We start from the raw sequence: 23,639 nt of genomic DNA on the forward strand, positions 1-23,639 counted from the left end.
GGCAATCGCCTCAGGTTTGCGCTGCCCCTCATCGCCCTGCCGGGCACTTCTCCCCGTATAGTGACGGGGAGAAGGGGCTGGCCGCAACGTCGGCGGCCCTTTTTGCAACGCTGGTGATTGGCGAAACCGTCGACGACTCCCCCTTCTCCCCGTCACTATACGGGGAGAAGGTGCCGGCAGGCGGATGAGGGGCGACGCCAACTTCGGCAATTTGGCACCGCTCAATCGATCTTGATGAACACGCCCTTGGTGTTGAGATACTCGTCGAGGTGCTCGGCACCACCCTCGCGGCCGTAGCCGCTCATCTTGTAGCCGCCGAAGGGCACGGCCGGATCGATGGCGTGATAGGTGTTCACCCAGACTGAGCCGGCGCGGATTTTTCGCGACAGCTGGTGGGCGGTGGCGACGTTGCGGGTGAAGACCCCGGCGGCAAGACCGTAGGGCGTGTTGTTGGCGCGCTCGACCGCCTCATCGAGCGTATCGAACGGCAGCGCCGAAATCACCGGCCCGAAGATCTCCTCGCGCGCGATCCTCATGTCGTCCGAGACATCGGCAAAGACGGTCGGCGCGACGAAATTGCCGGCGGCCAGCGCACCTTCCATGAGGCGTTCACCGCCGGTGACGAGGGTCGCGCCCTCCGCCGTGCCGGCCTCGAAATACGAGGCGACCCGTTGCAGCTGCTTTTCGGAGACGAGCGGGCCGATCTCGGTCGCCGGATCGATGCCGTCGCCGATCCTGAGACCCTTGGCATAGGCCGCCAGCCGCTCGACGAATTGATCATGGACGGAGCGTTCGACGAACAGGCGCGAGCCGGCGATGCAGATCTGGCCGGAATTGGCGAACACCGACATCGCCGCCACCGGCACCGCTCTGTCGAGATCGGCGTCGGCGCAGACGATGACCGGCGACTTGCCGCCAAGCTCCAGCGAGACGCGCTTGAGGTTGCCGGCCGAGGCGCGGACGATCGACTGGCCGGTTGCCGTCGAGCCGGTGAAGACGATCTTGTCGACGCCCATATGCTCGGCAAGGGCGGCGCCTGCCTCGGCGCCGATGCCGGTCACGATGTTGACGACGCCTGGCGGAACGCCGGCCTCGTTCATGATGTCAGCGATCAGAAGCGGCGTCAGCGGCGCCTCTTCCGACGGTTTCAGCACCACCGTGCAGCCGGTCGCCAGCGCCGGTCCGATCTTCCAGATCGAAGCCGCCGTCGGGGCGTTCCACGGGATGATGGCGCCGACGACGCCGACCGGCTCCTTGCGCGTGAAGGAGACGATTTCGCCCGGCAGCGAGTTCTCGATCGTCTCGCCGTGCAGGGACGTCGCCATGCCGGCGTAATAGCGCAGCATGCCGATGACGCGGTTGCGGTTGGCCAGGGTGCGCACGATCGGCATGCCCATGTCGGTGGTGTCCGAGCGGCTGATCTCCTCCCAGTGCTTTTCGAAGAGATCGGCGACCCTGAGCAGCAGCACCTGCCGCTCATAGGGCTTACACCGGCTCCACGGCCCGTCGAAGGCCCTGCGCGCCGCCGCCACTGCCAGCTCAACATCCTGGCGGTCGCCGCGCGGCACCGTGGCAATGACCGCGCCGGTGGCCGGATTGCGGGTCTCCATGGTCCTGCCCGAGCGGGCGTCGACCCAGCCGCCATCGACGAACATTTTGCGGTGGCGTCCGTCGATCGGCCGGCGCAGCGCCACCGGTGCCTGAGCTATGGTCATGACGTCCTCCTCGGCGCGCGGTAGCCTCACTTGAGATTAATTATCGATCTCGGCGCCGCCCCTCATCTGGCTGCCGCCATCTTCTCCCCGTATAGTGACGGGGAGAAGGACGCCTGCGCAAAGGATTTCGCCAATCTCCAGCGCTGAAAAAAAAGCGCCGAGCGTGCGGCCAGCCCCTTCTCCCCGTCACTATACGGGGAGAAGATGGCGGCAGCCAGATGAGGGGCGGCGCCAACCTGCGCGACTGCCTCGACCCTATTCAGCCGCCAGGGGCAGTTGCGGCTGGTCATCGTTTTCCGCCAGTTTCGGCTCGGCGGCCGGCGCCGCGTCCTCGACCTTCTTGCGCTCCCGGCCGAAGAACAAGGCATAGCCTGCCGGAAGGACGAGGATGGTCAGCACCGTGGCAACGAGGATGCCGCCCATCATGGCATAGGCGAGCGGCCCCCAGAAGACGCCGCGCGAGATCGGGATCAGTGCCAGGACCGCCGTCAGCGCCGTCAGCATGATCGGCCGGAAACGGCGGACTGCCGAGCCGATGATGGCCTCCGAGCGTTCCATGCCGGCTGCGATGTCCTGGTCGATCTGGTCGACCAGGATGATCGAGTTGCGCATGATGATGCCAAGCAGCGCGATGACGCCGAGAATGGCGACGAAGCCGAACGGCGCGCCACTGATCAAAAGTGCCGCCGCAGCACCGATGATGCCGAGCGGACCGGTCGCCAGCACCAGCATCGCCTTGCCGAAGTGCTGCAGCTGGATCATCAGCAGCACGACGATGACGGCCAGCATGATTGGCGCTTTCGCTGCAATCGAGGCCTGGCTTTCGGCCGAATCCTCGGCGCCGCCCTGGATCTCGATGTTGTAGCCGGGCGCCAGACCGTCGCGCAGGCCCTGCATCTCGCTGTACATCTTCATGACGACATCGTTCGACTGCACGCCGTCCGGCAGCGTGGCGCGCACGCTGATGGTCGGCAGGCGGTCGCGCCGCCATTCGACGCCTTGCTCCAGCACCGGGACGACCTTGGCGACCTGCGACAGCGGCACGAAGCCACCGAAATCCGTCGGGACAGAGATCGAGTCGACCGCCGACAGCAGGTGGCGGCTTGCCTCCGGGTCGCGAGCCACGATCGAAACCGTCTCCTCGCCATCACGAAAATCATCGAGCGGCGCTCCCGACATTGTCGCCTGCAGCATCTGGCGGATGCGCTGCGAGGTGACGCCGAGCGCACGGGCGCGATCCTGGTCGATCATCAGCTTCATCTCCGGCACCGGCTCCAGCCAGTCGTCGTGGACGGCGCCGAGCAGCGGATTTGCCTGGAACTTCGCCTTCACCTCGTCGGCGATGCTGCGCACCTCCTGGCGATCCGGGCCCATGACGCGCATCTGCACCGGCCAGCCGGTGGGCGGCCCGAGGAACAGGCGGTCGACCTTGGCACGGACCGACGGGAAATCCTCGGCCAGAATGGTGCGCAGCTTGACGATCAGCCGCTCGCGGGCCGGTTCGTCATTGGCCATCACCAGAAGCTGGGCAAAATTCGGATTGCGAAGCTGCTGGTCGAGCGGCAGGAAGAAACGCGGCGCGCCCTCGCCGATATAGGTGGCGATGAAGCGCTTGTCCTTGTCGTCCATCATCCTGGTTTCGAGCGCCTTGGCCTGCGTCTCGACTTCCTTGATGCTGGTGCCTTCCGGCAGCCAGAGGTCGACAAGGATTTCCGGACGCGACGACTGCGGGAAGAAATTCTGCGGGATGAACTGGAACGCCCACAGGCTGGTGACGAAGGTCACCAGCGTCATGACCAGCACGATGATGCGGTGGCGCACGGACCAGCTGACGGTGGCGCGAAGCCGGCGATAAAAGCGCGTGTCGAAGACATCGTGATGGCTGCCGGCGTGTTTTCGCTGCTTGAGGATCATATGACCAAGCCACGGCGTGAAATAGACCGCCACGAACCAGGAGACGACCAGCGCGATGCCGACGACGTAGAACAGCGTGCGCACATATTCGCCGGCCGTCGAAGCCGCGAAGCCGACCGGGATGAAGCCGGCGGTGGTGATCAGCGTGCCGGTCAGCATCGGGAAGGCCGTCGAGGTGTAAGCGAAGCTCGCCGCCTCGATCTTGACCATTCCTTCCTCGAGCTTGCGTTCCATCATTTCGACGACGATCATCGCGTCGTCGACAAGCAGGCCGAGCGCGATGATCAGCGCGCCAAGCGAAATGCGCTGCAGATCGATGCCGATCTCGTACATGATGGCGAAGGTGGCGGCCAGAACGAGCGGAATGGTGATCGCGATCACCAGGCCTGAACGCCAGCCGATCGTCAGGAACGAAACGACAAGCACGATCAGCAGCGCCTCGCCGAGCGCCGTCATGAACTCGCTCACCGCGTCCCGCACGACTTCCGGCTGGTCGGCGATCTGATCGACTGAAACGCCGTAAGGCAAGGCCTCTTCGAAGCGGTGATAGGTCGCCTCGACCTCCTTGCCGACATCGGTGACGTTGAAGCCCTTGGCCATGACGACGCCGACCTGGACGCTGTCCTGGCCGTTGAAGCGGTATTTGCGCTGATAGGGATCCTCGAGACCTGTGGTCACGGTTGCGATGTCGCCGAGGCGCGTCACCTGATTGCCGGCGCGCAGGCGAAGTTCGCGGATGTCGGCCGCCTCCGTCACGCTGCCTTCGACCGAGATGCGCACCGAGCGCTGGCCGGTGTCGACCGAGCCTGCCGGATCGACATTGTTCTGGCCCTTGATCGCGTTCTGCAGATCGGTGAGTGTCAGGCCGCGCTCGGCAAGCACCTTGGACGAAACGTCGATATAGAGTTTTTCCGGCTGGTCGCCGATGATCACGGCCTTCTCGACGCCGGGCGTGGTCAGCAGCATGTCACGCGCCTGGATGGCCAATTTCTTCAGCTCGGGATAGCTGTAACCATCGCCGCTGATCGAATGCAGGGTGATGAAAGTATCGCCGAATTCGTCGTTGAAGTAAGGCCCAAGCAGCCCCTGGGGCAGCTCATTGGCGATATCGCCCACCTTCTTGCGTACCTGGTAAAAGGCATCCGCGACCTGCGTCGGATTGGTGTCGCCTTCCACCTGCAAGGTGATGATGGCGCTGCCGGCGCGCGTATAGGAACGGACGAAATCGAGATGCGGCGTTTCCTGCAGCTTGCGCTCGATCTTGTTGACGACCTGGTCCTCCATCTCCTGGATCGAGGCACCGGGCCAGACCGCCTGGACGACCATGACGCGGAAGGTGAAATCCGGATCTTCCTTCTGGCCCATGCGCATCAGGCCGAGCGCACCGGCAACGATGATCAGGCCGAACAGGAACCGCGCAATGCTCGGGTGCCCGATCGCCCAGCGCGAAAGATTGAAGGGCCGTTTTTCATTGGTGTCGGTGGTATCGGTGGTCATAGCGCCAGTCCATCTGTCTGATCGTCAGCGCACGCACATGGCATGCCCACGGAGCTTCTAATGCTGGAGCCTGTTCCATCCCGATAGGATCGGGATGGGGCTCCATCTTTCCTGTTCGAGCATGATCTTTTCCGAAAACCGGCTTCCACTTTTCGGGATCATGCTCTGGCTTCCGGGCGGCGAGGCTTTCCGAGCGGAGAGACACTCATCGCGGTGGGGCGCTAGGATCGATGTCGGGGGGGTACATCGACCTGACGTCTCGACAATCGGGCACCTGCCGCCCGGAAACCGTGAACCGCTTGACCTCGCGGCTTGCGCCGATGCGAGGAAAAGCCGTTTTCTGCCTGGCCGTCAGCGCACGCGCTTGACGGCGTCGCCATCATCGTCCGCCGATGCTGACTGCTGCACCGCATCGCCGGCCAGCTTGACTTTCAGATTTTCGGTCATGAATTGCGTGCCCGCCGCAACGACGACATCGCCGGGTTTCAATCCTTCGGCAACATGCACGCCGTCGGAGGTGAACTCGGCGACCTTGATCGGACGCGCATGGACGGTCTCGCCGTTGCGGTCCACGGTCCAGACGATCTGCTGGCCGTCCTTTTGCGCCAGCGCGCTCAACGGGATCGATACGCTTTGCAGGCTGTTGTTGGCGGCCGAAGCCTCGATATTCGCGGTCATGCCGAGAAGCACGCGCGGATCGCTGGGCAGGCTGACGCGAACGGCAAAGGTGCGCGACTGCTGATCGGCGCTGCCGGCGACTTCACGGACCTTGCCGTCGAGCGTCAGCGCTTCGTCGGACCAGAAGCTTGCCTTGACGTCCTTGCCCGGCTTGAACTGGGCGATATCCGTTTCCGGCACGGCGATCAGCACTTCCTTTTCGCCATCGACGGCAACGGTCACAACCGGCGTGCCGGAGCCGACCACCTGACCGACATCGGCGGTGACTGACGTGACGATGCCATTCCTGTCCGCCTTGAGGTCGGTGTAGAGGACCTGGTTCTTCGCCTGGTCAAGCGCTGAGCGGGCGGAATTGCGGGTGGCGACCGCCTGATCATAGCTGAGCGTCGCCTGTTCGAGCTGCGATTTCGAGGAGAACTTCTTGGCAAACAGCTGTTCGGCACGACGGCGGGCAAGGCCCGTTGTCTCGACCTGCCGCTCGGCGGCCTCCAGGCTGGCCTCGGCGCTGTTGACCGAAAGGTCGTAGTCGGCGGGATCGATGCGGGCCAGAACGTCGCCCGGCTTGACGCGCTGGCCGATGTCGACCAGGCGCTCGGTGATCTTGCCGTTGATGCGGAAGCCGAGATTCATCTCGGTGCGGGCACGCACCGATCCGGAGTAGGAGAGCTCACGGGTATTGTTCGCCTTGGCGATCTCGACGACCTTGACCGGCCGGACGATGTCCTTGACTTCCACTTTTTCTTGCGAGCAACCGGCGAGCCCAAGCGCCGCGACGACGACCAGAGCCGGACCAATGGCCGGCAGCCTGTTCATGATGGATTTGGACAAAGACACTTGCGTACTCCCAAACTGGAGATGGATTGTCGACGCCCGGCGGACGCCGCCGGTCATTTCTTCAAAGCCCTGATGGCAAACTCGATAAGGTCGTCCGGCATCGCCCGGTTGTTCTTGGCAAGGCACTGGGCGACCATCTGCGGGTGACACAGGGTGATGATAGCGGCGCCGAAACACCGCGAAGCGACTTCCGGGTCCTGGTCGGCAAACTCGCCGGCCGCGATTCCCTCACGGATCACCTCCTCGACCAAGCCGCGGATCCTGTCGATATGCTTCTCGATGACATGCCAATCGCGCTCGATGGCGACGACGACCATTTCGTGCACCTTCTCCTGGTCGAGCATGGTGTCGCGGGTCCACTGATAGTGCGTTTGCACGTAGCGGCGCAGCCTTTCGCTGGCCGTTCCGGGACTATGGCAGGCGTCGTAGGTCAGTTGGTAGCAGGTAGCGAGCATACGCCCGCAAACCGCCTGGTGGATCTCAACCTTGGAGGCGAAGAAACGGTAGATATTGGCCGTCGACATGCCGAGTTCACGGGCTATGTCGGCGACATTGGTCTTGCCGTAGCCGTAGTGGCGGAACAGTCGCTCTGCGCAATCGAGGATGCGCGCGACATTCTCCTGCCGGACCAGGTCAGCCGTCGTGTCGAGGGTGTCATGCATCATGTATCATTAGCTCATTACGAGTGACGAATTTTGAATTTCGTCACTCGTAATTCGAAATCGCCCGCCTGTCAACAGGTGATGTTAACCTTTCTGGGCGACCGGCGACATCCGTTGATACAACCTGGGCGTGAACAACGTTAACGAAGCCTGCTGCGCACTGCGGCTCAGGTGATCGGCGCCTTATTTTGTTCGAGACGTGCTCCGCAGCGCGCAGCTATGCGTTACCATCCAAGCTGTGGAGATATGGCAAGCTGTGAAGGAGACATGGAATGACCGTGCTGCGCATTGTCTCGAATATCGCAACTGACAGCATTCCGGATGTTCGGAAGTTCTATACCGACTTGTTCGGGCTCGATGCCGTCATGGATCACGGCTGGCTCGTCACGCTGGCGTCCAGCGAAACCACCGTCCCCCAGATCAGCATCGCCAGCGAGGGCGGCTCAGGCACCCCGGTGCCTGATCTGTCCATCGAGGTCGACAATGTCGATGCGGTTTATCTTCGCGCAAACGAGATCGGTTGCAGAGTGGTCTATGATTTGACCGACGAACCGTGGGGCGTAAGACGCTTCTTCATTGCCGACCCGACCGGCAAGCTGCTCAACGTGCTCTCGCATCTTCGGTAGAGATTGTTCTGCAAACTGAACGGACCTAATTGCGGTTCTCGGAGGAAGAACCATGAGCAGAACAATTCCGTTTCATTTCGTCGATGTCTTCGCGGTAGAGCCGCTGACTGGCAATTCCCTTGCGGTGGTCGATGGCGGTGACGAGTTGGCGCTCGAGCTGATGCAGAACATTGCCCGTGAGTTCAACCAGTCCGAGACCACTTTTGTCCTACCGGCGACCCGGGCGGACGCCGATTGGAAATTGCGCTCTTTCACGCCGAAGGGCGTGGAGGTTTTCGGCGCAGGCGGCCACAACACGCTAGGGGCCTGGTGGTGGCTCGCTGCCGCGGGGCGGCTCAAGTTGGGCGATGGCCCGACATGGTTTCACCAACAGATCGGCGACTTGGTATATCCATTGGCCATCTGGCAAAGCCAGGGAAAACTCGAAAAGATCATTATGCGGCAGAAAGCCCCAGTGGCTGGCCGGCAGATCTCAAATCCTGGCGCCCTTGCCGCGGCACTTGGCCTAAATACTGAAGAAATAACGGACGTCGTGCCTTGCCAGGTGGTCTCGACCGGTGCTGCCCATCTTCTGGTGCCAATCCGCGATCGCCAAGCCGTCGACCGGATTTCGCCTGATGCCAAACAGCTTTTCGACCTGCTCAACCAGATCGGCGGGGAAGGCTGCTACGTCTTCTCACTCGATCCACGGCAGCCCGAAACCACGGCGTATGCACGGTTTTTCAACCCGACTGTCGGCATTGCCGAGGATCCGGCAACCGGTACGGCGGCTGGTCCGCTCGCCGCACATCTGGTTGCACACGGTGTTGCGCAGCCCGGCGTCATCAAGGTCGAACAAGGCACGGCGCTCGGACGTACCAGCATCATCGAGGTCGATGTCGATGCCGGCTCGGTGAGCGTGTGTGGACGTGGCATCGTGGTGGCGAGCGGGGCGTTTTCGATCTAGTCGCCGACCGCGGCGGCCTTTCGCGCCCATGGCCGAGAAAGGGTCTCGTCTTGACCTCCAGGCGATAGTCCGAAAATCGGCATGGGTCTCCTCCTCATGTTCCGTGTCGTGCTTATGCCTCAGGGGTCGGTTGGTGTCGCAGCTTTTGCTGACTGCTGCCCAGCCTCAGACCTGCCCCCGTACTTTTTGCAACAGGACCCCCGCAAGGATGGCCGCAGCCAGCGCCACCAACGCGCAGATGCCGGCAGTCATCTGGAATGCCTGAGTGAACGCCTCCCGCGCTTTGCCGAGCAGGTCGGAACCGAGCGTCTCCGGCAAGGCGATTGCAACTGCAACGGCGCCTCCAAGCGTGTCCTTGGCAACGCTGATTTCTTGTTCGGACACCCCCTCCGCGACCATCCCGGTCACTCCGCTGCGATAGATGGCGGTGACGATGCTGCCAAGGATCGCGATGCCGAGCGCGCCGCCCAACTCACTGCTGGTTTCCGCGAGGCCCGAGGCCGCACCGGCTTGCCCGGGTTCAACGGTGCCCACGATGAGGTCGGTGGCCAAAGTGAACACCGGTGCAAGGCCCAGGGAGAAGACGCTGTAGCCTGTGACGATGACCGCGAGATCGGCTCGGCCGCCACTGCGGGTGAGAATAAGGAATCCCACTGCCGCGAGCGCAAGGCCGGCAGCCATCACATAGCCCGGGCGAGCCTTACCGACCGCGATTGGCGTCAGCATCGAACCGGCGATGAAAGCGACGGCGGAAGGCACCGTCCACAGGCCCGCTAAAAAGGGTCCCATTCCGAGCACCAGTTGCAGATATTGCGCGATGAAGAGAAACGAGCCGAACGCGACGAAGAAGCCGAGAACGTTGACCGCCAATGAAGCGCTGAAGGCGCGCGACCGAAAGAGCCGCAGATCGACCAGGGGGTTTTTCAGCCGTGGTTGACGCAAGACGAAAACCGCGCCGACAGCCACGCCGAAGACAATGGCGAAGGCCGCCGCCAGGCCGAATCCATGTTCGGCGATTTCCTTGATGCCGTAAATCACCGAAAGCACCGCGACAAGTGACAGCGCGGCGCTCAAGATGTCGAGCCGACCCGCTTCGGGATCGCGATACTCGGGCAGGACCATCGGACCGAACACCAGAAGCGCGACCATGACCGGTACGGCCACGAGGAACACGGAACCCCACCAGAAATAGCTCAGCAGGATGCCCCCGACCAACGGGCCGATGGCAGCGCCCGCGGAGAAGCTGGCGATCCAGACGCCGATCGCAACCGTGCGCTCCCTCGGATCGAGGAACATGTTGCGGATCAACGAAAGGGTGGACGGCGCAAGTGTCGCCGCGGCTATCCCGAGCAGCGCACGCGAAACGATCAACATTTCGGCGCTTGTGGAGAACGCCGCGAAGACCGAAGCAATTGCAAATGTCACCGCGCCGATCAAAAGCAGTCTGCGGCGGCCGATGCGGTCGCCCAGCGTGCCCATCGTGATCAGGCATCCGGCAAGCAGAAAGCCATAAATGTCCACGATCCACAGAAGTTGCGAACTCGAAGGCCTCAAGTCTGCGCTCAACCGCGGCACAGCCAAATTCAAGACTGTCAGGTCCATGGAATAGAGCAGGCAAGGCAGCGCGATAACCGCGAGCCCGATCCATTCGCGCCGTGTAGCCCTGGGGCTCCGCTCCGCGTTCTCCATTAGAATGCTCCTCCTGCTAGATCTTCTTTCGTCGAGTCGGTTCTTTAGCGAGGACGATCGCGAGGCGCTCGATCCGACACTGAGCGATCTTTTTGCTCCGTTCAGCCGATCCAGCTGCTGCAAGGCACGTTGTTGAGTGCGGCTCAGGCACCCCGGTGGCTGATCTGTCGATCGAGGTAGACAATGTCGACGCGGTTTATCTTCGCGCGAACGAGATCGGTTGCAGAGAGTCTATGATTTGACCGACGAACCGTGGGTGTAAGACGCTTCTTCATTGCCGACCCAACCGGCAAGCTGCTCAACGTGCTCTCGCATCTTCGGCAAAAAAAATTGTTCGCAATACTGAACGGGCCCAATTGCCGGTTCCCGGCATGAGCGGCGGCTCAGGCTAAATTCTGATCTGTCGTGATCCTTCGCGCCCCCCTCTGTCCTGCCGGACATCTCCCCCACGAGGGGGGAGATTGGCGGTTTTAGCGCCCAGCTAGTCCTGCAATGTTGAAAGTTGGCGAAAGCGGCGATGACAGCCAATCTCCCCCCAAGTGGGGGAGATGCCAAGTTTTGGCAAAGAGGGGCAGGACAGAGGGGGGCGCTGTCCCGCTGCCATCAAACGCTCTGCACCGTCGTGACGCTAACGGCACCTACCCCTTAGCCATCTCCCTCAGCCGGAACTTCTGGATCTTGCCGGTTGAGGTCTTCGGGATTTCGGCGAAGATCACCGCTTTCGGCATTTTGAAGCGGGCGAGCAGCGCGCGGCAGTGGTCGATGATCTCGGCCTCGGTCGCCGTCCTGCCCGGCTTCAGCTCGACATAGGCGACCGGCACCTCGCCCCATTTGTCGTCGGGCCTGGCGACGACGCCGCAGGAGGCGACGGCGCCGTGCTTGTAGAGCGCCTCTTCGACTTCGATCGAGGAGATGTTCTCGCCGCCGGAAATGACAATGTCCTTGGAGCGGTCCTTGAGCTGGATGTAGCCGTCGGGATGCATGACGCCGAGGTCGCCCGAGTGGAACCAGCCGCCGGCGAAGGCCTCGTCGCTCGCCTTGCGGTTCTTCAGATAGCCCTTCATGACGATGTTGCCGCGGAACATGACCTCGCCGATCGTCTCGCCGTCGGCCGGCGTCGCCTGCATCGTCTCGGGATCCATAACCGTCAGATCCTCGAGCGCGGCATAGCGCACACCTTGCCTGGCCTTCCTCGCCGCCTTCTGTCCCTTCTCCAACCCATCCCACTCGCCCTGCCATTCGTTGACGACCGCCGGGCCGTAGGTCTCGGTCAGGCCATAGAGGTGGGTGACGGCAAAACCCGCATCGGCCATGCCCGACAGCACCGCTTCCGGCGGCGGTGCCGCGGCGGTGTTGAAGGTGACCGTCTGCGGAAATTGCCGCTTGTCCTCGTCGCTGGCGTTGATCAGCACCGACATCACCACCGGCGCGCCGCACAGATGGGTGACGCCGTGGTCGGCGATGGCGTCGTAGATCGGCTTCGGCCGCACCCAGCGCAGGCAGACATGGGTGCCGGCCTGCACGGCCAGCGTCCACGGAAAGCACCAGCCATTGCAGTGGAACATCGGCAGCGTCCACAGATAGACAGCATGCTTGCCCATGCCGGCATGGATGGTGTTGGCATAGGCCATCAGTGCTGCACCGCGATGATGATAGACGACGCCCTTGGGATTGCCGGTCGTGCCGGAGGTATAGTTGAGCGAGATCGCGTCCCATTCGTCGTCCGGCATCGACCAGGCGAAATCCTCGTCGCCGCCCGCGACGAAGGTCTCGTAGTCGAGCGAGCCGATCCGCTCGCCCTTGGGATAGGGGGCATTAGTGGGGTATTCGGGATCGTCATAGTCGATGACCAGCGGTTTTACCCTGGCCAGCGCCAGCGCCTCGCTGACGACATTTGCGAACTCGCGATCGACGACCAGCACCTTGGTTTCGGCATGGTCGAGCTGGAAGGCGATGACGGCGGCATCGAGACGGGTGTTGAGCGAATGCAGCACCGCCTTGGTCATCGGCACGCCGAAATGCGCTTCCAGCATCGGCGGGGTGTTGGACAGCATGACGGTGACGGTGTCGCCCTTGCCGATGCCGCGCCTGGAGAGCGCCGAAGCAAGCTTCAGCGACCGCCGCCAGAAATCGCGATAGGTCGTGCGCTGGCGACCATGGATGATCGCGACATGGGCGGGAAAGGTCCTTGCCGCCCGCTCCAGATAGCTGAGCGGCGTCAGCGGCTGGTGGTTGGCTGGATTCCTGCCGAGATCCTGTTCGTAGGGATTGCCCATCCCGTCCTCCCCATGTTTATCGAACGCTTCGGGACGCTGGCGAGCGAGGCCGCCTCAGCTACTCCTGGCGCCCCTGCCCGCCTTCGCCTTCTGACCATAACGCGTTGATGTCGCGATGCCCTTCGATGATGTTCGCCACCTCAAAGCAATCTCCATTATAGGGGAAGAAAATGACGTATCCCCGGAAAGCGAAACTCCGGATGTCCGGCCGGAGATCGGGGCGAGCACGACCGATCGTCGCCTGCAAGCTCGCCAGATCACGGCATTTCTGGCGCAGAGCATCCACAAAACGGCGGCCAAGCACCAGGCTGCCGCTTTCGCGAGCGACGTATTCAAAGATATTGACCAAATCTGTCTGTACCGACGGCAACATACGCAGCCGTGGCACTCCTAGAAGCCTTCCTTTGCGAGTTGCTCAGCCTTGGCTTCCACAGCCGCATCAATGTCCTGCTCGGTCGCTTCGCCGTCGTCAGCAAACGACTTATCCAGCATGGCGCGTAGCGCCTTTAGCTTTTCCTCGCGTTCTTCGACCAGGCGCAAGCCTTCGCGCACGACTTCGCTGGCAGAACCGTAGCGGCCCCGCTTGACAATGTTGGACACGAAAGTTTCCCAGCGCTCACCCAATGATACGTTCATTGTCAGGCCTCCTGTTCAGTTTTTATCCCGATAACAAAAATGGCGCAATCACTGGCATCGACAATACCCGCAGTTCACCAAGATTCCACAATTTGACTTTTGTCGACAGCCGTGAATAATGTCAGCGAGGAGATGGCATGGCGATCCGACCGGCAGAACAGCTTATCCATAAGGCCGCCTGGCTCTACTATGCCCACGGCTTGCGCCAGGACCAGGTCGCCAGCCAGCTCAAGATTTCCCGAGCCTCGGTCGCCATGTATCTGCGCAAGGCGCGCGAGACCGGCATCGTCAACATCTCGACCTCGACCCAGCTTTTCACCGACGACGTCATGGCGCGCAAACTCGAAGACGGATTGAAGCTCGATGCCGTCTGGATAGCGCCGGAAAACGGCCATGTCGCCGATCCGTCGACCGACATCGCGGTGCTGGCGGCAAGCGTCTTTCTCGAACTGATCAAGAAGGGCGATCGCATCGGCGTCGCCTGGGGAAGGACCATCTATACGATCGCCGATATCATGTCCTATGCCGATCTGCAGGATGTCACGGTGGTGCAGCTCTGCGGCAATCTGGGAGCCCCCTATTCCTACCGCCCCGACCAATGCACCATGGAAATCGCCCGCCGGCTCAATGCCAAGGGACTCAATTTCTATGCGCCGCTGGTGCTGACGACAGAGGAACTGGCGCGCGGCCTGCGCGACGAGCCGGTGATCCGCGAGCAGTTGTCGGGCATCAGTGCGTGCAATCTGGCGCTTTACTCAGTCGGCACCGTCGACGCCGACAGCCATGTCGTCAAATGCGGCGCGCTGACTGCCAGCGAAATGGAGGTGCTGCGTCGTGCCGGGGCTGCCGGCGTCATCGCCGGTCAGATCATCGACGCGCAAGGCAAGGCGCTCGACTGCAGCTACAACAGGCGGATCATTTCGGCGGAGCTGTCATCGCTGCGCAAGATTGAAAAGCGCCTCGTGGTGGTGCAGGAGGACAGCAAGTTCGGACCGCTGGTGGCGGCGATCGCGGGTGGGCTATGCACGCATCTGGTGGTCGGCGCCCGGATGGCGCGACGGCTGCTCGACGATGTCGGACCGGCAGCAGAAAAGGTCGCCTAGAGAACACAAGCCGCGGACGCATTGTCATCAAGGCGTCGCGGCATTCCTGTTTCACAACAAAACAACCGGACGAAGCGAACATGAAGAACCTGTGGAATGACGGCGACGCCGAAAAGCTGGTTGCCGACTATGCGATGAAGGGCGTGGCCCGCGACCTGGCGCTGCGCGTCTACACGACCAGGCTTCTGGGCGGCGAACCGCGGCTTGTCCTGCATGGCGGCGGCAACACATCGTGCAAGACAAAGGCCATCGATCTCGTCGGCGACGAATGGGACGTGCTCTGCGTCAAGGGCAGCGGTTGGGACATGGGCATCATCGAGCCGCAGGGCCTGCCGGCGGTCAAGCTCGGCGCGCTGCTCAAGGCGCGGTCGCTCAAAAAACTCTCCGACGAAGACATGGTGGCGCTGCAGCGGGTGAACCTGATCGATCCGTCTTCGCCCAACCCTTCAGTCGAGACGCTGCTGCACGCCTTCCTGCCGCATAAATTCGTCGACCATACGCACTCGACCGCGATCCTGGCCATTGTCGACCAGGACGACAGCGAGGCGCTGAGCAAGAAGGTTTTTGGCAACAAGATGGGGTTCGTGCCCTACATCATGCCGGGATTCGACCTGGCGAAGGCGGCTGCCGATGTCTTCGACGCCGACCCGACGGTCGAAGGCCTGATCCTCGACAAGCATGGCATTTTCACCTTCGGCGACGATGCCAAGCAGGCTTACGACCGGATGATCCATTATGTTGATATCGCCGAGGATTTCATCGCCAGCCACGGCAAGCCGCGTAGCGAAAAAACCGCCTTGCCGGCCAGGCTGGCGAAGCCTGCGGAGATTGCGCCGATGCTGCGCGGCGCGGTGGCGGTGGCGCGGGGCGAAGGCCGCTTCGACCGCATGATCAGCGATTTCCGCACCTCGGACGCGATCGTCGATTTCATCAACTCGGCTGACATTGCCGACTATGCCGGGCGCGGTGTGTCGACGCCCGACCTGTCGATTCGCATCAAAACCGGACCGATGGCGTTGCCGGCGCCGGACGCGGACAAGATCGGCGACTACAAATCCGTCATTCGCCAGCATGTCGAAAACTTCGCCAGGGACTATCGCGCCTACTTCGAGACCAACGACGCGCTCGACGATGTGAAGCGCACTATGCTCGACCAGATGCCGCGCCTGACGCTGGTGCCGGGGCTCGGCATGTTCGGCCATGGCCGCACGCTGAAGGATGCGAAGATTGCCTCCGACGTCGGTGAAATGTGGATCGAGGCGGTGCGCGGCGCCGAAGCAATCGGCGATTTCCATCCACTGTCCAAGGCCGACCTGTTCCCACTCGAATACTGGTCGCTGGAACAGGCCAAGCTCGCCGCCAACAAGCCGAAGCCGCTGACCGGCCAGATTGTGCTGGTCACCGGCGGCGCCGGCGCGATCGGTGCCGCCACGGCAAAGCTGTTCGCCGACAATGGCGCTCATGCGGTCGTCGTCGATCTCGACGCGGCGAGGGCGACGGAGGCGGCAAAAAAAGCCGGCAACGGTTCGATCGGCGTCGGCGCCGACATCACCGACCCGGCGCAGATGCGCGCTGCCTTCGACAAGGCGGTTGCCGTCTACGGTGGCCTCGACATCCTCGTCTCGAATGCCGGTGCGGCCTGGGAAGGCAGGATCGGCGAACTCGAAGACGCCACTTTGCGCAAGAGCTTCGAGCTCAATTTCTTCGCCCACCAGTCGGCGGCGCAGAACGCAGTGCGCATCATGCTCGAGCAGGGCACCGGCGGCGTGCTTTTGTTCAACACCTCCAAGCAGGCGATCAATCCGGGTCCGAAGTTCGGCGCCTATGGCATGCCAAAGGCGGCGACGCTTTTCCTGTCCAGGCAATATGCTGTCGACTACGGCGCCCACGGCATCCGCTCCAATGCCGTCAACGCCGACCGCATCCGTTCCGGGCTGTTGACCGACGCGATGATCGCCAGCCGTTCGAGCGCCCGCGGGGTATCGGAAAAGGAATATATGGCGGGCAATCTGCTCGGGCAGGAAGTGACGGCCGAAGACGTCGCCCAGGCCTTCCTGCATCAGGCGCTGGCAGAGCGCACCACCGCCAATGTGACGACGGTGGATGGCGGCAATATCGCGGCGGCGCTGCGGTAGCTTGGAACTTTGCCATTCTCGCGGTGAGAGATCACCGGAGAATCCTAACAAAGATTGTTAGACCTTGTGAGATATGATACATGGCCAAGCATGAAAACCCATCCCATGCGCACCCTTACCATATCCCTCACCCCGCAACAGGCGGCCCGCCTGCAAAGCGCTGTCGAAGGCGGGGGATATGCCTCTAACAGCGAGATTGTCCGCGACGCTCTGCGCCTGTGGGAACAGCGCGAGGAATTGCGCGCCTTGGAGTTGGAACACTTGAAGCGGGCCTATGCCGACGGCATGGCCAGCGGCAAGCCGGTGGAAGTCGAACCCGCCGAGTTCATACGCGGTTTGAAGGCAGAACGCCGCGCCCGTGGCTAGATATCGGCTCACGCCGCGCGCCTCGCAAGATTTGCGGAATATTTGGGCACACTATCGCAATCGAGAATGAAAAGGCAGCCGACAAGCTGCTTATGCGCATTTTTGACAAACTGGAACTGGCGGCGGAGCACCCCAAGATGGGCACAGCCAGGCCAGAGTTGAGTGTGACGGCCCGCGTGCTCATCGAGGGCCGCTACATCGTCATCTACGAACCGCAGCTGGAAGGCATCCTGGTCGTGGCGATCGTCCACGGGATGCGCGATCCGGAGCACTGGCTGTAAACCACGAGCCTGACGGAGCAGGCATTCAGACCTGGAAAAGAGCGGCCCGCCCGCGAGCCGCTCTTCCCTTGGGCCTGCGATGGTATGCTTATTTGGCGTTGGGGTTCGGCATCCAGGCCGGCATCGCGACATCGGCATGGGCGAACTGCGGCAGCTTGGCCGAGAGGTCTTCCATGTTCTTGATGTCCTTGTCGATCAGGTCCTTCTGGCTGATCAGCGTCGGCGGCACGATGACGTTTTGGCCGGGGTCTTCGCCGGCCAAAAGCTGCGCCAGCGCGCGCACCGAAACCTGGCCGACGACGGCCGGGTTGGTGGCAGCCGTCGCCGCCCAGGCGCTGTCGGGCTCGCGCATCGCGGCGATGTCGGAGGTCGAGATGTCGGCCGAATAGATCTTGATGTCCTGTGACAGGCCGGCCTCGTCGACGGCGATCTTCACCCCCTTGGCGAATTCGTCAAAGGGCGCGAACATCACCTTGATGTCGGGGTTGGCCGACAGCACCGAACGGGCCTGGTTGGCGACGGAATTGGCGATCGGGTTGTCGAGCGTGCCGAACATCGCCGCCTCTTTGATGCCGGGATATTTCTTCTTGAACTCGACCCAGGTCTCGTTGCGGCGGTCGAGCGGCGCGATGCCGGCGACATAGACGTAGCCGGCCTTCCAGCCCTCGCCATTGTCCTTGATTGCCTGCTCGAGAGCGAGGCGTGCAAGGTCGCGGTCGGACTGCTCGATCTGCGGTATTTTGGGGTTCTCGAGGTTGACGTCGAAGGCGACGACCTTGATGCCGGCGTCGACCGCGCGCTGGGCGGCTTCCTTCATCGATTCCGTCAAGCCGTGCTGGATGATGATGCCCTGAACGCCGAGCGCGATGGCCTGGTCGACCATGTCCGCCTGAAGGGCGGCATCCTGACGGCTGTCGAGGACGCGCAGATCGACGCCAAGCGCCTTGGCCTGCGCTTCGACACCGGACAGATAGGCCTGGAAGAAGTCGCCGGTCGAGAGATAGCGGACCAGCGCGATCTTGACGGCGCCGGGCTTGTCGAACGGCGCCGGCCTGTCCTGCGCCATCGCCGGGACCTGCATCAGCAGCGCAGCACCTGCAAGCCCGATTGCTGCCTTCCCCAAAACTCTTCTTGTGATCTTCATGCTGTCTCCTCCACTTGTTGAATTCAAATTTCAGCCGGTCGAAAATCCTGTCCGTCGAAATCCTACCTGTTGCCCCTGCCGGAAAGGGCGAAGGTGAAGACCAGGGCAACCACGAGAACCACGCCCTTGATGAAATCCTGCGTGTAATAGGGCGCGTTCATCATCGTCAGGCCCTGCAGCAGCACGCCGACAAACACCGCGCCGACAGCCGTGCCGAAGGCGTTCGGCTTGGCGGCGCCAAGAACCGCGTAGCCGATGAGTGCCGCAGCCACTGCGTCGAGCAGGAGATTATTACCCGAGGCGATGTCACCGCGTCCAAGCCGGGCAGCGAGCAAAATGCCGCCGATCGAGGCAAAAACCCCTGAAATAACGTATGCCCAGATTTTGTATGCCTTGACAGGCGCGCCGGCGAGTTCGGCAGCCCGTTGGTTGCTGCCGACCGCATACATCATGCGGCCGAAACGGGTGTATTCGAGAAAGAACCAGATCAGCACCGCAAGCACGAGCAGCACGACGACCGAAACCGGGATGAGGTTGGGGATGAAGAAATCGAAGCGGTGGCGGCCGAGCGCCAGGAAGCCGGCGCCGAACGTGCCGTTGGCGACCGAGCCGTCAGGCATCGTCATGCCGGTGGCGATCGAGCGGCCCTCGGTCGGGATTCGCTGCAAACCGACGAGCAGGAACATCATGCCGAGCGTCGCCAGAAGGTCCGGTACACGCATATAGACGATCAGCCAGCCATTGATGAGGCCGACGATGGCGCCGATCGCGAGACAGGCGACAACCGCGACGACAGCGTTCTGCTCCAGCACCACCATGACATAGGCGGCCGCCATCATGGCGCTGGTGGCGACGGAGCCGATCGACAGGTCGAAGCCGCCGACGACCAGGGTGGCGGTGACGCCGAGCGCCAGCACGCCGGTGATGGCGACGGACTGGAAGATGAAGACGGCGCTCTGCGGCGAGACGAAGCCATCGGCGGCGATGGCGAAATAGGCGATCAACCCGAACAGCAGAACGATGAAGCCATAGCGGATGGCATGGCCGCGCGCGGCTGCCATCCTTACCCAACCCGAACTCATGCCCTCTCCATTCCACGTCCCATTACCTGCCCCTCACGCTGCGTGGTGCAGCGGCCCGCCCGCCACTTCGGCCAGCAGGCGCTCGAGGTCGATGTCGGCGTTGCGATGCTCACCGACGATTGTCTGCTCCGACATCACCAGGATGCGGTCGGCGGTCTCCAGCGCCTCGTCGAGCTCGGTGACAAACAGCAGCGTCGCACGGCCGTTCGCGCTCGCCCGCAGCTTGGCGGCGATGTCGCGCCTGGCTGAAATGTCGACGCCCTGAAACGGCTCGTCCAGGATGAACAGTCTTGCCGCCTGCGACATCCAGCGGGCGACCATCACCTTCTGCTGGTTGCCGCCGGAAAGGGCGGACATTTCGTCCTTCTCCGAGCGGCAGACGATGCCCAACTCCCCGATCTGCCGGCGGGCGATGGCGCGCTCGACGCGGCGCTTGAGGACGCCCAAACGCGACATCCGCCTGTGGAACGGCAGGCTGATATTTTTCTGGATGTTGAAGTCGCCGACGATCCCGTTTTCGCTCCGGTCCTTGGCGACGAGAAACACGCCGGCGGCGATCGCCTCGCCTGTCGACCCCGGTGCATAGGGATTGCCGTTCAGCACCATGGTGCCGGACAGCGGCTTGCGGGCGCCAAACAGCGTCTCGGCGAGCGCTGTCTTGCCGACGCCGACGAGGCCGGTGATGGCAACGACCTCGCCGTCGCCGAGCGTCAGCGAGATCGGCCTGGAACCTTCGGCAATGCGCAATCCGTCGATCGTCAGGACTGGCCTGGCCGATTTCCTGGCGACGATCCGGTCGAGGTGGATCTTGCGGCCGAGCATGGCGTTGACCGCGCCTTCATAATCGAGCGGCTTGCTGTCGAAGACGCCTGAGATGACGCCGTCGCGCATCGAGACGATCCGGTCGGCAAGCCGCCTGATGTCGGACATGCGGTGCGAGATGTAGAGGATGGCGACGCCCTGCTCGCGCAGCCTGTCGAGCAGCGCGAAAAGCCGGTCGGCCTCGGCGCTGGACAAAGACGAGGTCGGCTCGTCGAGGATCAGCAGTTTTGGCTGATGCGCCATGGCGCGCGCAATCGCCACCATCTGGCGGTCGGCCAGCGAGAGATCGCTGATCCGGGCTTTCAGGTCGATCATCAGCCCCATGCGGTCGGCGACCGCCTTTGCCTCGCGGCGCACCCGGCCCGGATTGAACAGGGTCGGCGCGCCGCTGCCGCTCAGCCTGTCGAGCGTCAAATTGGTGGCGACGTCGAGATCGGCGACGACACCGTCATTGATGTTCTGATGAACGGTGACGACGCCGGCGCGGATCGCCTCCGCCGGCGTTTTCGGCGCGAAGTTTTGGTCGGCGAGGCTCATCGTGCCGCTGCCGCGCTCATAAACGCCGCTGATGATCTTGACCAAGGTGGATTTGCCGGCGCCGTTGGCGCCCATCAGCACGGTCACTTCACCGGCATGCAAATCGAGCGAGACGCCGCCAAGCACCTCGATAGGGCCGAAGGATTTCCTCAGGCCGTCGACGCGGAACACGGCATCATTGCCCATTCGTTCCTCCCTGGCGACGACGCTATGGGCTGTTCCGGCAATTGTCAACACGATTGACAATTGCCAGAGGGCTTCCTAGCTTGGACCAACCGTGATGGCTCCACTAAGATGAGAGCACGTAAACGGGAGGTGAGGATGACTGGAAAATTGCCGTTCGAAGCACTGTCGGTCGAAACACTGGCGGCACGCCTCGGCGCCAACGCGGCGCTGTGCTCGCATATCGGCAAGGACACGAGCCGCTGGAAGGTTCGCGAGGTCGGCGACGGCAATCTGAACCTGGTGTTCATCGTCGAGGGTGCGCAGGGTGCGGCGGTCGTCAAGCAGGCCCTGCCCTATGTCCGCCTGGTCGGCGACAGCTGGCCGCTGCCGCTAAAACGCTCCTTCTTCGAATATCACGCGCTGACCCGGCAGCAGGCGAGAGCGCCCGGTTCGGTGCCGGCGATCCATCACTTCGTCGAAGGCCAGGCGCTGATCATCATGGAGTACCTGTCGCCGCACATCATCCTGCGGCGCGCGCTGATCGAGGGCCGGCAACCGCCCAACATCGCCAGAGACATCGGCCTGTTCATGGCCCGCACCCTGTTTCGCGGCTCCGACCTGCATATGGCGACCAGGGATCGCAAGGCCGATCTGGCGCTGTTCGCCGACAATGTCGAGCTCTGCGACATTACCGAGAACCTGGTGTTCTCGGACCCGTATTTCGACGCCAGGATGAACCGGCATACGAGCCCGCAACTCGACAGCGTCGTCGCAGAGCTGCGCGCCGACCGCGACCTCAAGGTCGAGGCGCAGCGGCTGAAGCACATTTTTGCGGCCAATGCAGAGACGCTGCTGCACGGCGACCTGCATTCCGGCTCGATCATGGTCACCGAGACAGAAACGCGGATGATCGATCCCGAATTCGCTTTCTACGGCCCGATCGCCTTCGACGTCGGCATGCTGCTCGCCAATTTCTGGATGGCGTTCTTTTCGCAGCGTGGCCACGAGCAGAACGGAACGCGCGACGCCATGCGCGCCTATCTGCTCGGAGTGACGGTCGAGACATGGTCGGTGTTCCGCAGCGAGTTCTCGCATCTGTGGCGGACCGAGCGCACCGGCATGCTCTACCAGCAAAGCCTGTTCGAGGATCAGGGCGACAGGCTTGGCGCCGAACAGGCGCTCGACCACATGCTGCACCAGGTGTGGACCGACATGCTGGGCTTTGCCGGCGTCGAGGTGCACAGGCGCATTCTGGGCCTCGCGCACAACGCCGATTTCGAGACCATTGCCGACGCCGATCTGCGCGCCACATGTGAGGCAAAGGCGCTGAAATTCGGCCGTCACATCGCCGTCAACCGGCGCCAGATCCACAGCATCGACGAGGTCAACAAATTGGCCGCACTGATCGAACGGGAGAATAGGATTTGAACGTCGGCGACCGCCACTACCGCACCATCTGGCTGAGCGACGACGGGCGTTCGGTGGAGATCATCGACCAGCGCTGGCTGCCGCATGATTTCCGCGTCGAAAAAGTCGGCACCGTTGCCGGCATCGCCACTGCGATCCGCGACATGTGGGTGCGCGGCGCGCCGCTGATCGGCGTCACCGCCGCCTATGGCGTCGCCATGCAGATGGCCGACGACCCTTCGGATGCGGCACTCGACGGCGTCTGGGAGGTCTTGCACGAAACCCGCCCGACCGCGATCAATCTGCGCTGGGCGCTCGATGAGATGCGCAATTTGCTGCGGCCGCTTCCATCAGGACAGCGCGCCGAGGCGGCTTACCGGCGCGCCGGCGAAATCGCCGACGAGGATGTCGGCCTCAACCGCGCCATCGGCGTCAACGGGCTTGAAATCATCAGGGAAATCGCAGCACGCAAGCAACCGGGCGAGCCGGTCAACATCCTGACCCATTGCAATGCCGGCTGGCTGGCCACCGTCGACTACGGCACCGCCACGGCGCCGATCTATCTGGCAACGGAAGCCGGCATTCCCGTTCATGTCTATGTCGATGAAACCCGCCCGCGCAACCAGGGCGCCCAGTTGACCGCATGGGAGATGGCCGGCCACGGTGTGCCGCATACACTGATCGTCGACAATGCCGGCGGCCATCTGATGCAGCGCGGCCAGATCGACATGGTCATCGTCGGCACCGACCGCACCACCGCCGACGGCGATGTCTGCAACAAGATCGGCACCTATCTGAAGGCGCTGGCCGCCGCCGACAACGACGTGCCGTTCTATGTCGCGCTGCCGTCGCCGACCATCGACTGGACGGTGGGGGACGGGCTTGCCGAAATCCCGATCGAACAGCGTTCCAGCGACGAGGTCTCGCTGGTCTGGGGCAAGACCGCGAATGGCGAGATTGCGCAGGTCCGCATCTCGCCGGAGACGACGCCCGCGGCAAACCCGGCCTTCGACGTGACGCCGGCGCGGCTGGTCACCGGATTGATCACCGAACGCGGCGTCGCCAGGGCGTCGCGCGACGGCTTGAAGGCGATGTTTCCCGGACGGGGATGATCCGGGCTGCCA

At 62.9% G+C, this 23,639-nt stretch carries 19 protein-coding genes; 8 read left to right on the plus strand and 11 right to left on the minus strand.

The window, feature by feature from the left end; genetic code table 11:
- Nucleotides 1–221: 221 nt before the first annotated feature.
- The 4 genes from AC0L2A_RS18415 to AC0L2A_RS18430 form a co-directional block, all read right to left on the minus strand.
- Complete coding sequence (locus AC0L2A_RS18415) at nt 222–1,715, minus strand: aldehyde dehydrogenase family protein (RefSeq protein WP_473609964.1); 1,494 nt, start codon at nt 1,713–1,715, stop codon at nt 222–224.
- A gap of 255 nt (nt 1,716–1,970) precedes the next feature.
- Nucleotides 1,971–5,126 carry an efflux RND transporter permease subunit gene (locus AC0L2A_RS18420; protein WP_473609965.1) on the minus strand — a complete coding sequence of 1,052 codons (3,156 nt, stop codon included), beginning with the start codon at nt 5,124–5,126 and terminating at the stop codon, nt 1,971–1,973.
- A 351-nt stretch (nt 5,127–5,477) separates the two neighbouring features.
- Nucleotides 5,478–6,617: an efflux RND transporter periplasmic adaptor subunit gene (locus AC0L2A_RS18425; protein ID WP_473610046.1), complete on the minus strand. Its 1,140-nt coding sequence runs from the start codon at nt 6,615–6,617 to the stop codon at nt 5,478–5,480.
- 74 nt (nt 6,618–6,691) lie between these two features.
- A complete protein-coding gene (locus tag AC0L2A_RS18430; RefSeq protein ID WP_473610047.1) occupies nt 6,692–7,300 on the minus strand; it encodes a TetR/AcrR family transcriptional regulator in 609 nt (202 codons plus the stop codon).
- A 272-nt stretch (nt 7,301–7,572) separates the two neighbouring features.
- On the opposite strand from AC0L2A_RS18430, the gene AC0L2A_RS18435 reads away from it, so the two are divergent.
- On the plus strand, nt 7,573–7,926 hold the full coding sequence (locus AC0L2A_RS18435) for a VOC family protein (protein WP_023800231.1): 354 nt from the start codon (nt 7,573–7,575) through the stop codon (nt 7,924–7,926).
- 52 nt (nt 7,927–7,978) lie between these two features.
- Nucleotides 7,979–8,872 carry a PhzF family phenazine biosynthesis protein gene (locus tag AC0L2A_RS18440; RefSeq protein WP_473609966.1) on the plus strand — a complete coding sequence of 298 codons (894 nt, stop codon included), beginning with the start codon at nt 7,979–7,981 and terminating at the stop codon, nt 8,870–8,872.
- Between the two features lie 165 nt (nt 8,873–9,037).
- Here the strand turns inward: AC0L2A_RS18440 and AC0L2A_RS18445 are convergent, their stop codons facing one another.
- The 4 genes from AC0L2A_RS18445 to AC0L2A_RS18460 form a co-directional block, all read right to left on the minus strand.
- A complete protein-coding gene (locus AC0L2A_RS18445; RefSeq protein WP_473609968.1) occupies nt 9,038–10,561 on the minus strand; it encodes an MFS transporter in 1,524 nt (507 codons plus the stop codon).
- A 638-nt stretch (nt 10,562–11,199) separates the two neighbouring features.
- On the minus strand, nt 11,200–12,837 hold the full coding sequence (locus AC0L2A_RS18450) for an acyl-CoA synthetase (RefSeq protein WP_473609969.1): 1,638 nt from the start codon (nt 12,835–12,837) through the stop codon (nt 11,200–11,202).
- A gap of 58 nt (nt 12,838–12,895) precedes the next feature.
- Nucleotides 12,896–13,225: a type II toxin-antitoxin system RelE/ParE family toxin gene (locus AC0L2A_RS18455; RefSeq protein WP_473609970.1), complete on the minus strand. Its 330-nt coding sequence runs from the start codon at nt 13,223–13,225 to the stop codon at nt 12,896–12,898.
- Nucleotides 13,226–13,227: 2 nt separating this feature from the next.
- The gene (locus AC0L2A_RS18460; protein WP_077381476.1) at nt 13,228–13,473 is read right to left on the minus strand and encodes a type II toxin-antitoxin system ParD family antitoxin; all 246 of its coding nucleotides are present in this window, start codon (nt 13,471–13,473) and stop codon (nt 13,228–13,230) included.
- Between the two features lie 137 nt (nt 13,474–13,610).
- Here AC0L2A_RS18460 and AC0L2A_RS18465 point away from each other — a divergent pair, with 137 nt between their 5' ends.
- From AC0L2A_RS18465 to AC0L2A_RS18480, 4 genes are all read left to right on the plus strand, one after another.
- A complete protein-coding gene (locus tag AC0L2A_RS18465) occupies nt 13,611–14,576 on the plus strand; it encodes a sugar-binding transcriptional regulator (RefSeq protein WP_473609972.1) in 966 nt (321 codons plus the stop codon).
- 80 nt (nt 14,577–14,656) lie between these two features.
- Nucleotides 14,657–16,711 carry a bifunctional aldolase/short-chain dehydrogenase gene (locus AC0L2A_RS18470; RefSeq protein ID WP_473609973.1) on the plus strand — a complete coding sequence of 685 codons (2,055 nt, stop codon included), beginning with the start codon at nt 14,657–14,659 and terminating at the stop codon, nt 16,709–16,711.
- A 105-nt stretch (nt 16,712–16,816) separates the two neighbouring features.
- Entirely contained in the window at nt 16,817–17,077 is a 261-nt protein-coding gene (locus AC0L2A_RS18475; protein WP_413468400.1) for a type II toxin-antitoxin system ParD family antitoxin, read from the plus strand.
- A gap of 92 nt (nt 17,078–17,169) precedes the next feature.
- Nucleotides 17,170–17,358, plus strand: coding sequence for a type II toxin-antitoxin system RelE/ParE family toxin (locus AC0L2A_RS18480; protein WP_353820448.1), 189 nt, complete (start codon nt 17,170–17,172; stop codon nt 17,356–17,358).
- An 88-nt stretch (nt 17,359–17,446) separates the two neighbouring features.
- Here AC0L2A_RS18480 and AC0L2A_RS18485 read toward each other — a convergent pair whose 3' ends face one another.
- The 3 genes from AC0L2A_RS18485 to AC0L2A_RS18495 all read right to left on the minus strand — a co-directional run bounded on the left by AC0L2A_RS18485 (nt 17,447) and on the right by AC0L2A_RS18495 (nt 21,129).
- Nucleotides 17,447–18,502: a substrate-binding domain-containing protein gene (locus AC0L2A_RS18485; RefSeq protein WP_473584455.1), complete on the minus strand. Its 1,056-nt coding sequence runs from the start codon at nt 18,500–18,502 to the stop codon at nt 17,447–17,449.
- A gap of 62 nt (nt 18,503–18,564) precedes the next feature.
- Nucleotides 18,565–19,584 carry an ABC transporter permease gene (locus AC0L2A_RS18490; protein ID WP_473609975.1) on the minus strand — a complete coding sequence of 340 codons (1,020 nt, stop codon included), beginning with the start codon at nt 19,582–19,584 and terminating at the stop codon, nt 18,565–18,567.
- Between the two features lie 33 nt (nt 19,585–19,617).
- Nucleotides 19,618–21,129, minus strand: coding sequence for a sugar ABC transporter ATP-binding protein (locus AC0L2A_RS18495; protein WP_473609976.1), 1,512 nt, complete (start codon nt 21,127–21,129; stop codon nt 19,618–19,620).
- Between the two features lie 135 nt (nt 21,130–21,264).
- Here AC0L2A_RS18495 and mtnK point away from each other — a divergent pair, with 135 nt between their 5' ends.
- Together mtnK and mtnA are read left to right on the plus strand one after the other, a co-directional pair.
- Nucleotides 21,265–22,536 (plus strand): S-methyl-5-thioribose kinase, encoded by a 1,272-nt coding sequence (mtnK, locus tag AC0L2A_RS18500; RefSeq protein ID WP_473609977.1) that lies wholly within the window; start codon nt 21,265–21,267, stop codon nt 22,534–22,536.
- Complete coding sequence (mtnA, locus tag AC0L2A_RS18505) at nt 22,533–23,627, plus strand: S-methyl-5-thioribose-1-phosphate isomerase (RefSeq protein ID WP_473609979.1); 1,095 nt, start codon at nt 22,533–22,535, stop codon at nt 23,625–23,627. The genes mtnK and mtnA overlap by 4 nt, the downstream gene beginning before the upstream one ends.
- The last annotated feature ends 12 nt before the right edge of the window (nt 23,628–23,639 follow it).

This window comes from Mesorhizobium sp. WSM4844 (assembly GCF_055811775.1).

Coding starts and splice junctions, on each gene's coding strand:
- AC0L2A_RS18415 (WP_473609964.1), bottom strand. CDS start 1,715: ATGACCATAGCTCAGGCACCGGTGGCGCTGCGCCGGCCGATCGACGGA.
- AC0L2A_RS18420 (WP_473609965.1), bottom strand. CDS start 5,126: ATGACCACCGATACCACCGACACCAATGAAAAACGGCCCTTCAATCTT.
- AC0L2A_RS18425 (WP_473610046.1), bottom strand. CDS start 6,617: ATGAACAGGCTGCCGGCCATTGGTCCGGCTCTGGTCGTCGTCGCGGCG.
- AC0L2A_RS18430 (WP_473610047.1), bottom strand. CDS start 7,300: ATGCATGACACCCTCGACACGACGGCTGACCTGGTCCGGCAGGAGAAT.
- AC0L2A_RS18435 (WP_023800231.1), top strand. CDS start 7,573: ATGACCGTGCTGCGCATTGTCTCGAATATCGCAACTGACAGCATTCCG.
- AC0L2A_RS18440 (WP_473609966.1), top strand. CDS start 7,979: ATGAGCAGAACAATTCCGTTTCATTTCGTCGATGTCTTCGCGGTAGAG.
- AC0L2A_RS18445 (WP_473609968.1), bottom strand. CDS start 10,561: ATGGAGAACGCGGAGCGGAGCCCCAGGGCTACACGGCGCGAATGGATC.
- AC0L2A_RS18450 (WP_473609969.1), bottom strand. CDS start 12,837: ATGGGCAATCCCTACGAACAGGATCTCGGCAGGAATCCAGCCAACCAC.
- AC0L2A_RS18460 (WP_077381476.1), bottom strand. CDS start 13,473: ATGAACGTATCATTGGGTGAGCGCTGGGAAACTTTCGTGTCCAACATT.
- AC0L2A_RS18465 (WP_473609972.1), top strand. CDS start 13,611: ATGGCGATCCGACCGGCAGAACAGCTTATCCATAAGGCCGCCTGGCTC.
- AC0L2A_RS18470 (WP_473609973.1), top strand. CDS start 14,657: ATGAAGAACCTGTGGAATGACGGCGACGCCGAAAAGCTGGTTGCCGAC.
- AC0L2A_RS18475 (WP_413468400.1), top strand. CDS start 16,817: ATGCGCACCCTTACCATATCCCTCACCCCGCAACAGGCGGCCCGCCTG.
- AC0L2A_RS18480 (WP_353820448.1), top strand. CDS start 17,170: ATGCGCATTTTTGACAAACTGGAACTGGCGGCGGAGCACCCCAAGATG.
- AC0L2A_RS18485 (WP_473584455.1), bottom strand. CDS start 18,502: ATGAAGATCACAAGAAGAGTTTTGGGGAAGGCAGCAATCGGGCTTGCA.
- AC0L2A_RS18490 (WP_473609975.1), bottom strand. CDS start 19,584: ATGAGTTCGGGTTGGGTAAGGATGGCAGCCGCGCGCGGCCATGCCATC.
- AC0L2A_RS18495 (WP_473609976.1), bottom strand. CDS start 21,129: ATGGGCAATGATGCCGTGTTCCGCGTCGACGGCCTGAGGAAATCCTTC.
- mtnK (WP_473609977.1), top strand. CDS start 21,265: ATGACTGGAAAATTGCCGTTCGAAGCACTGTCGGTCGAAACACTGGCG.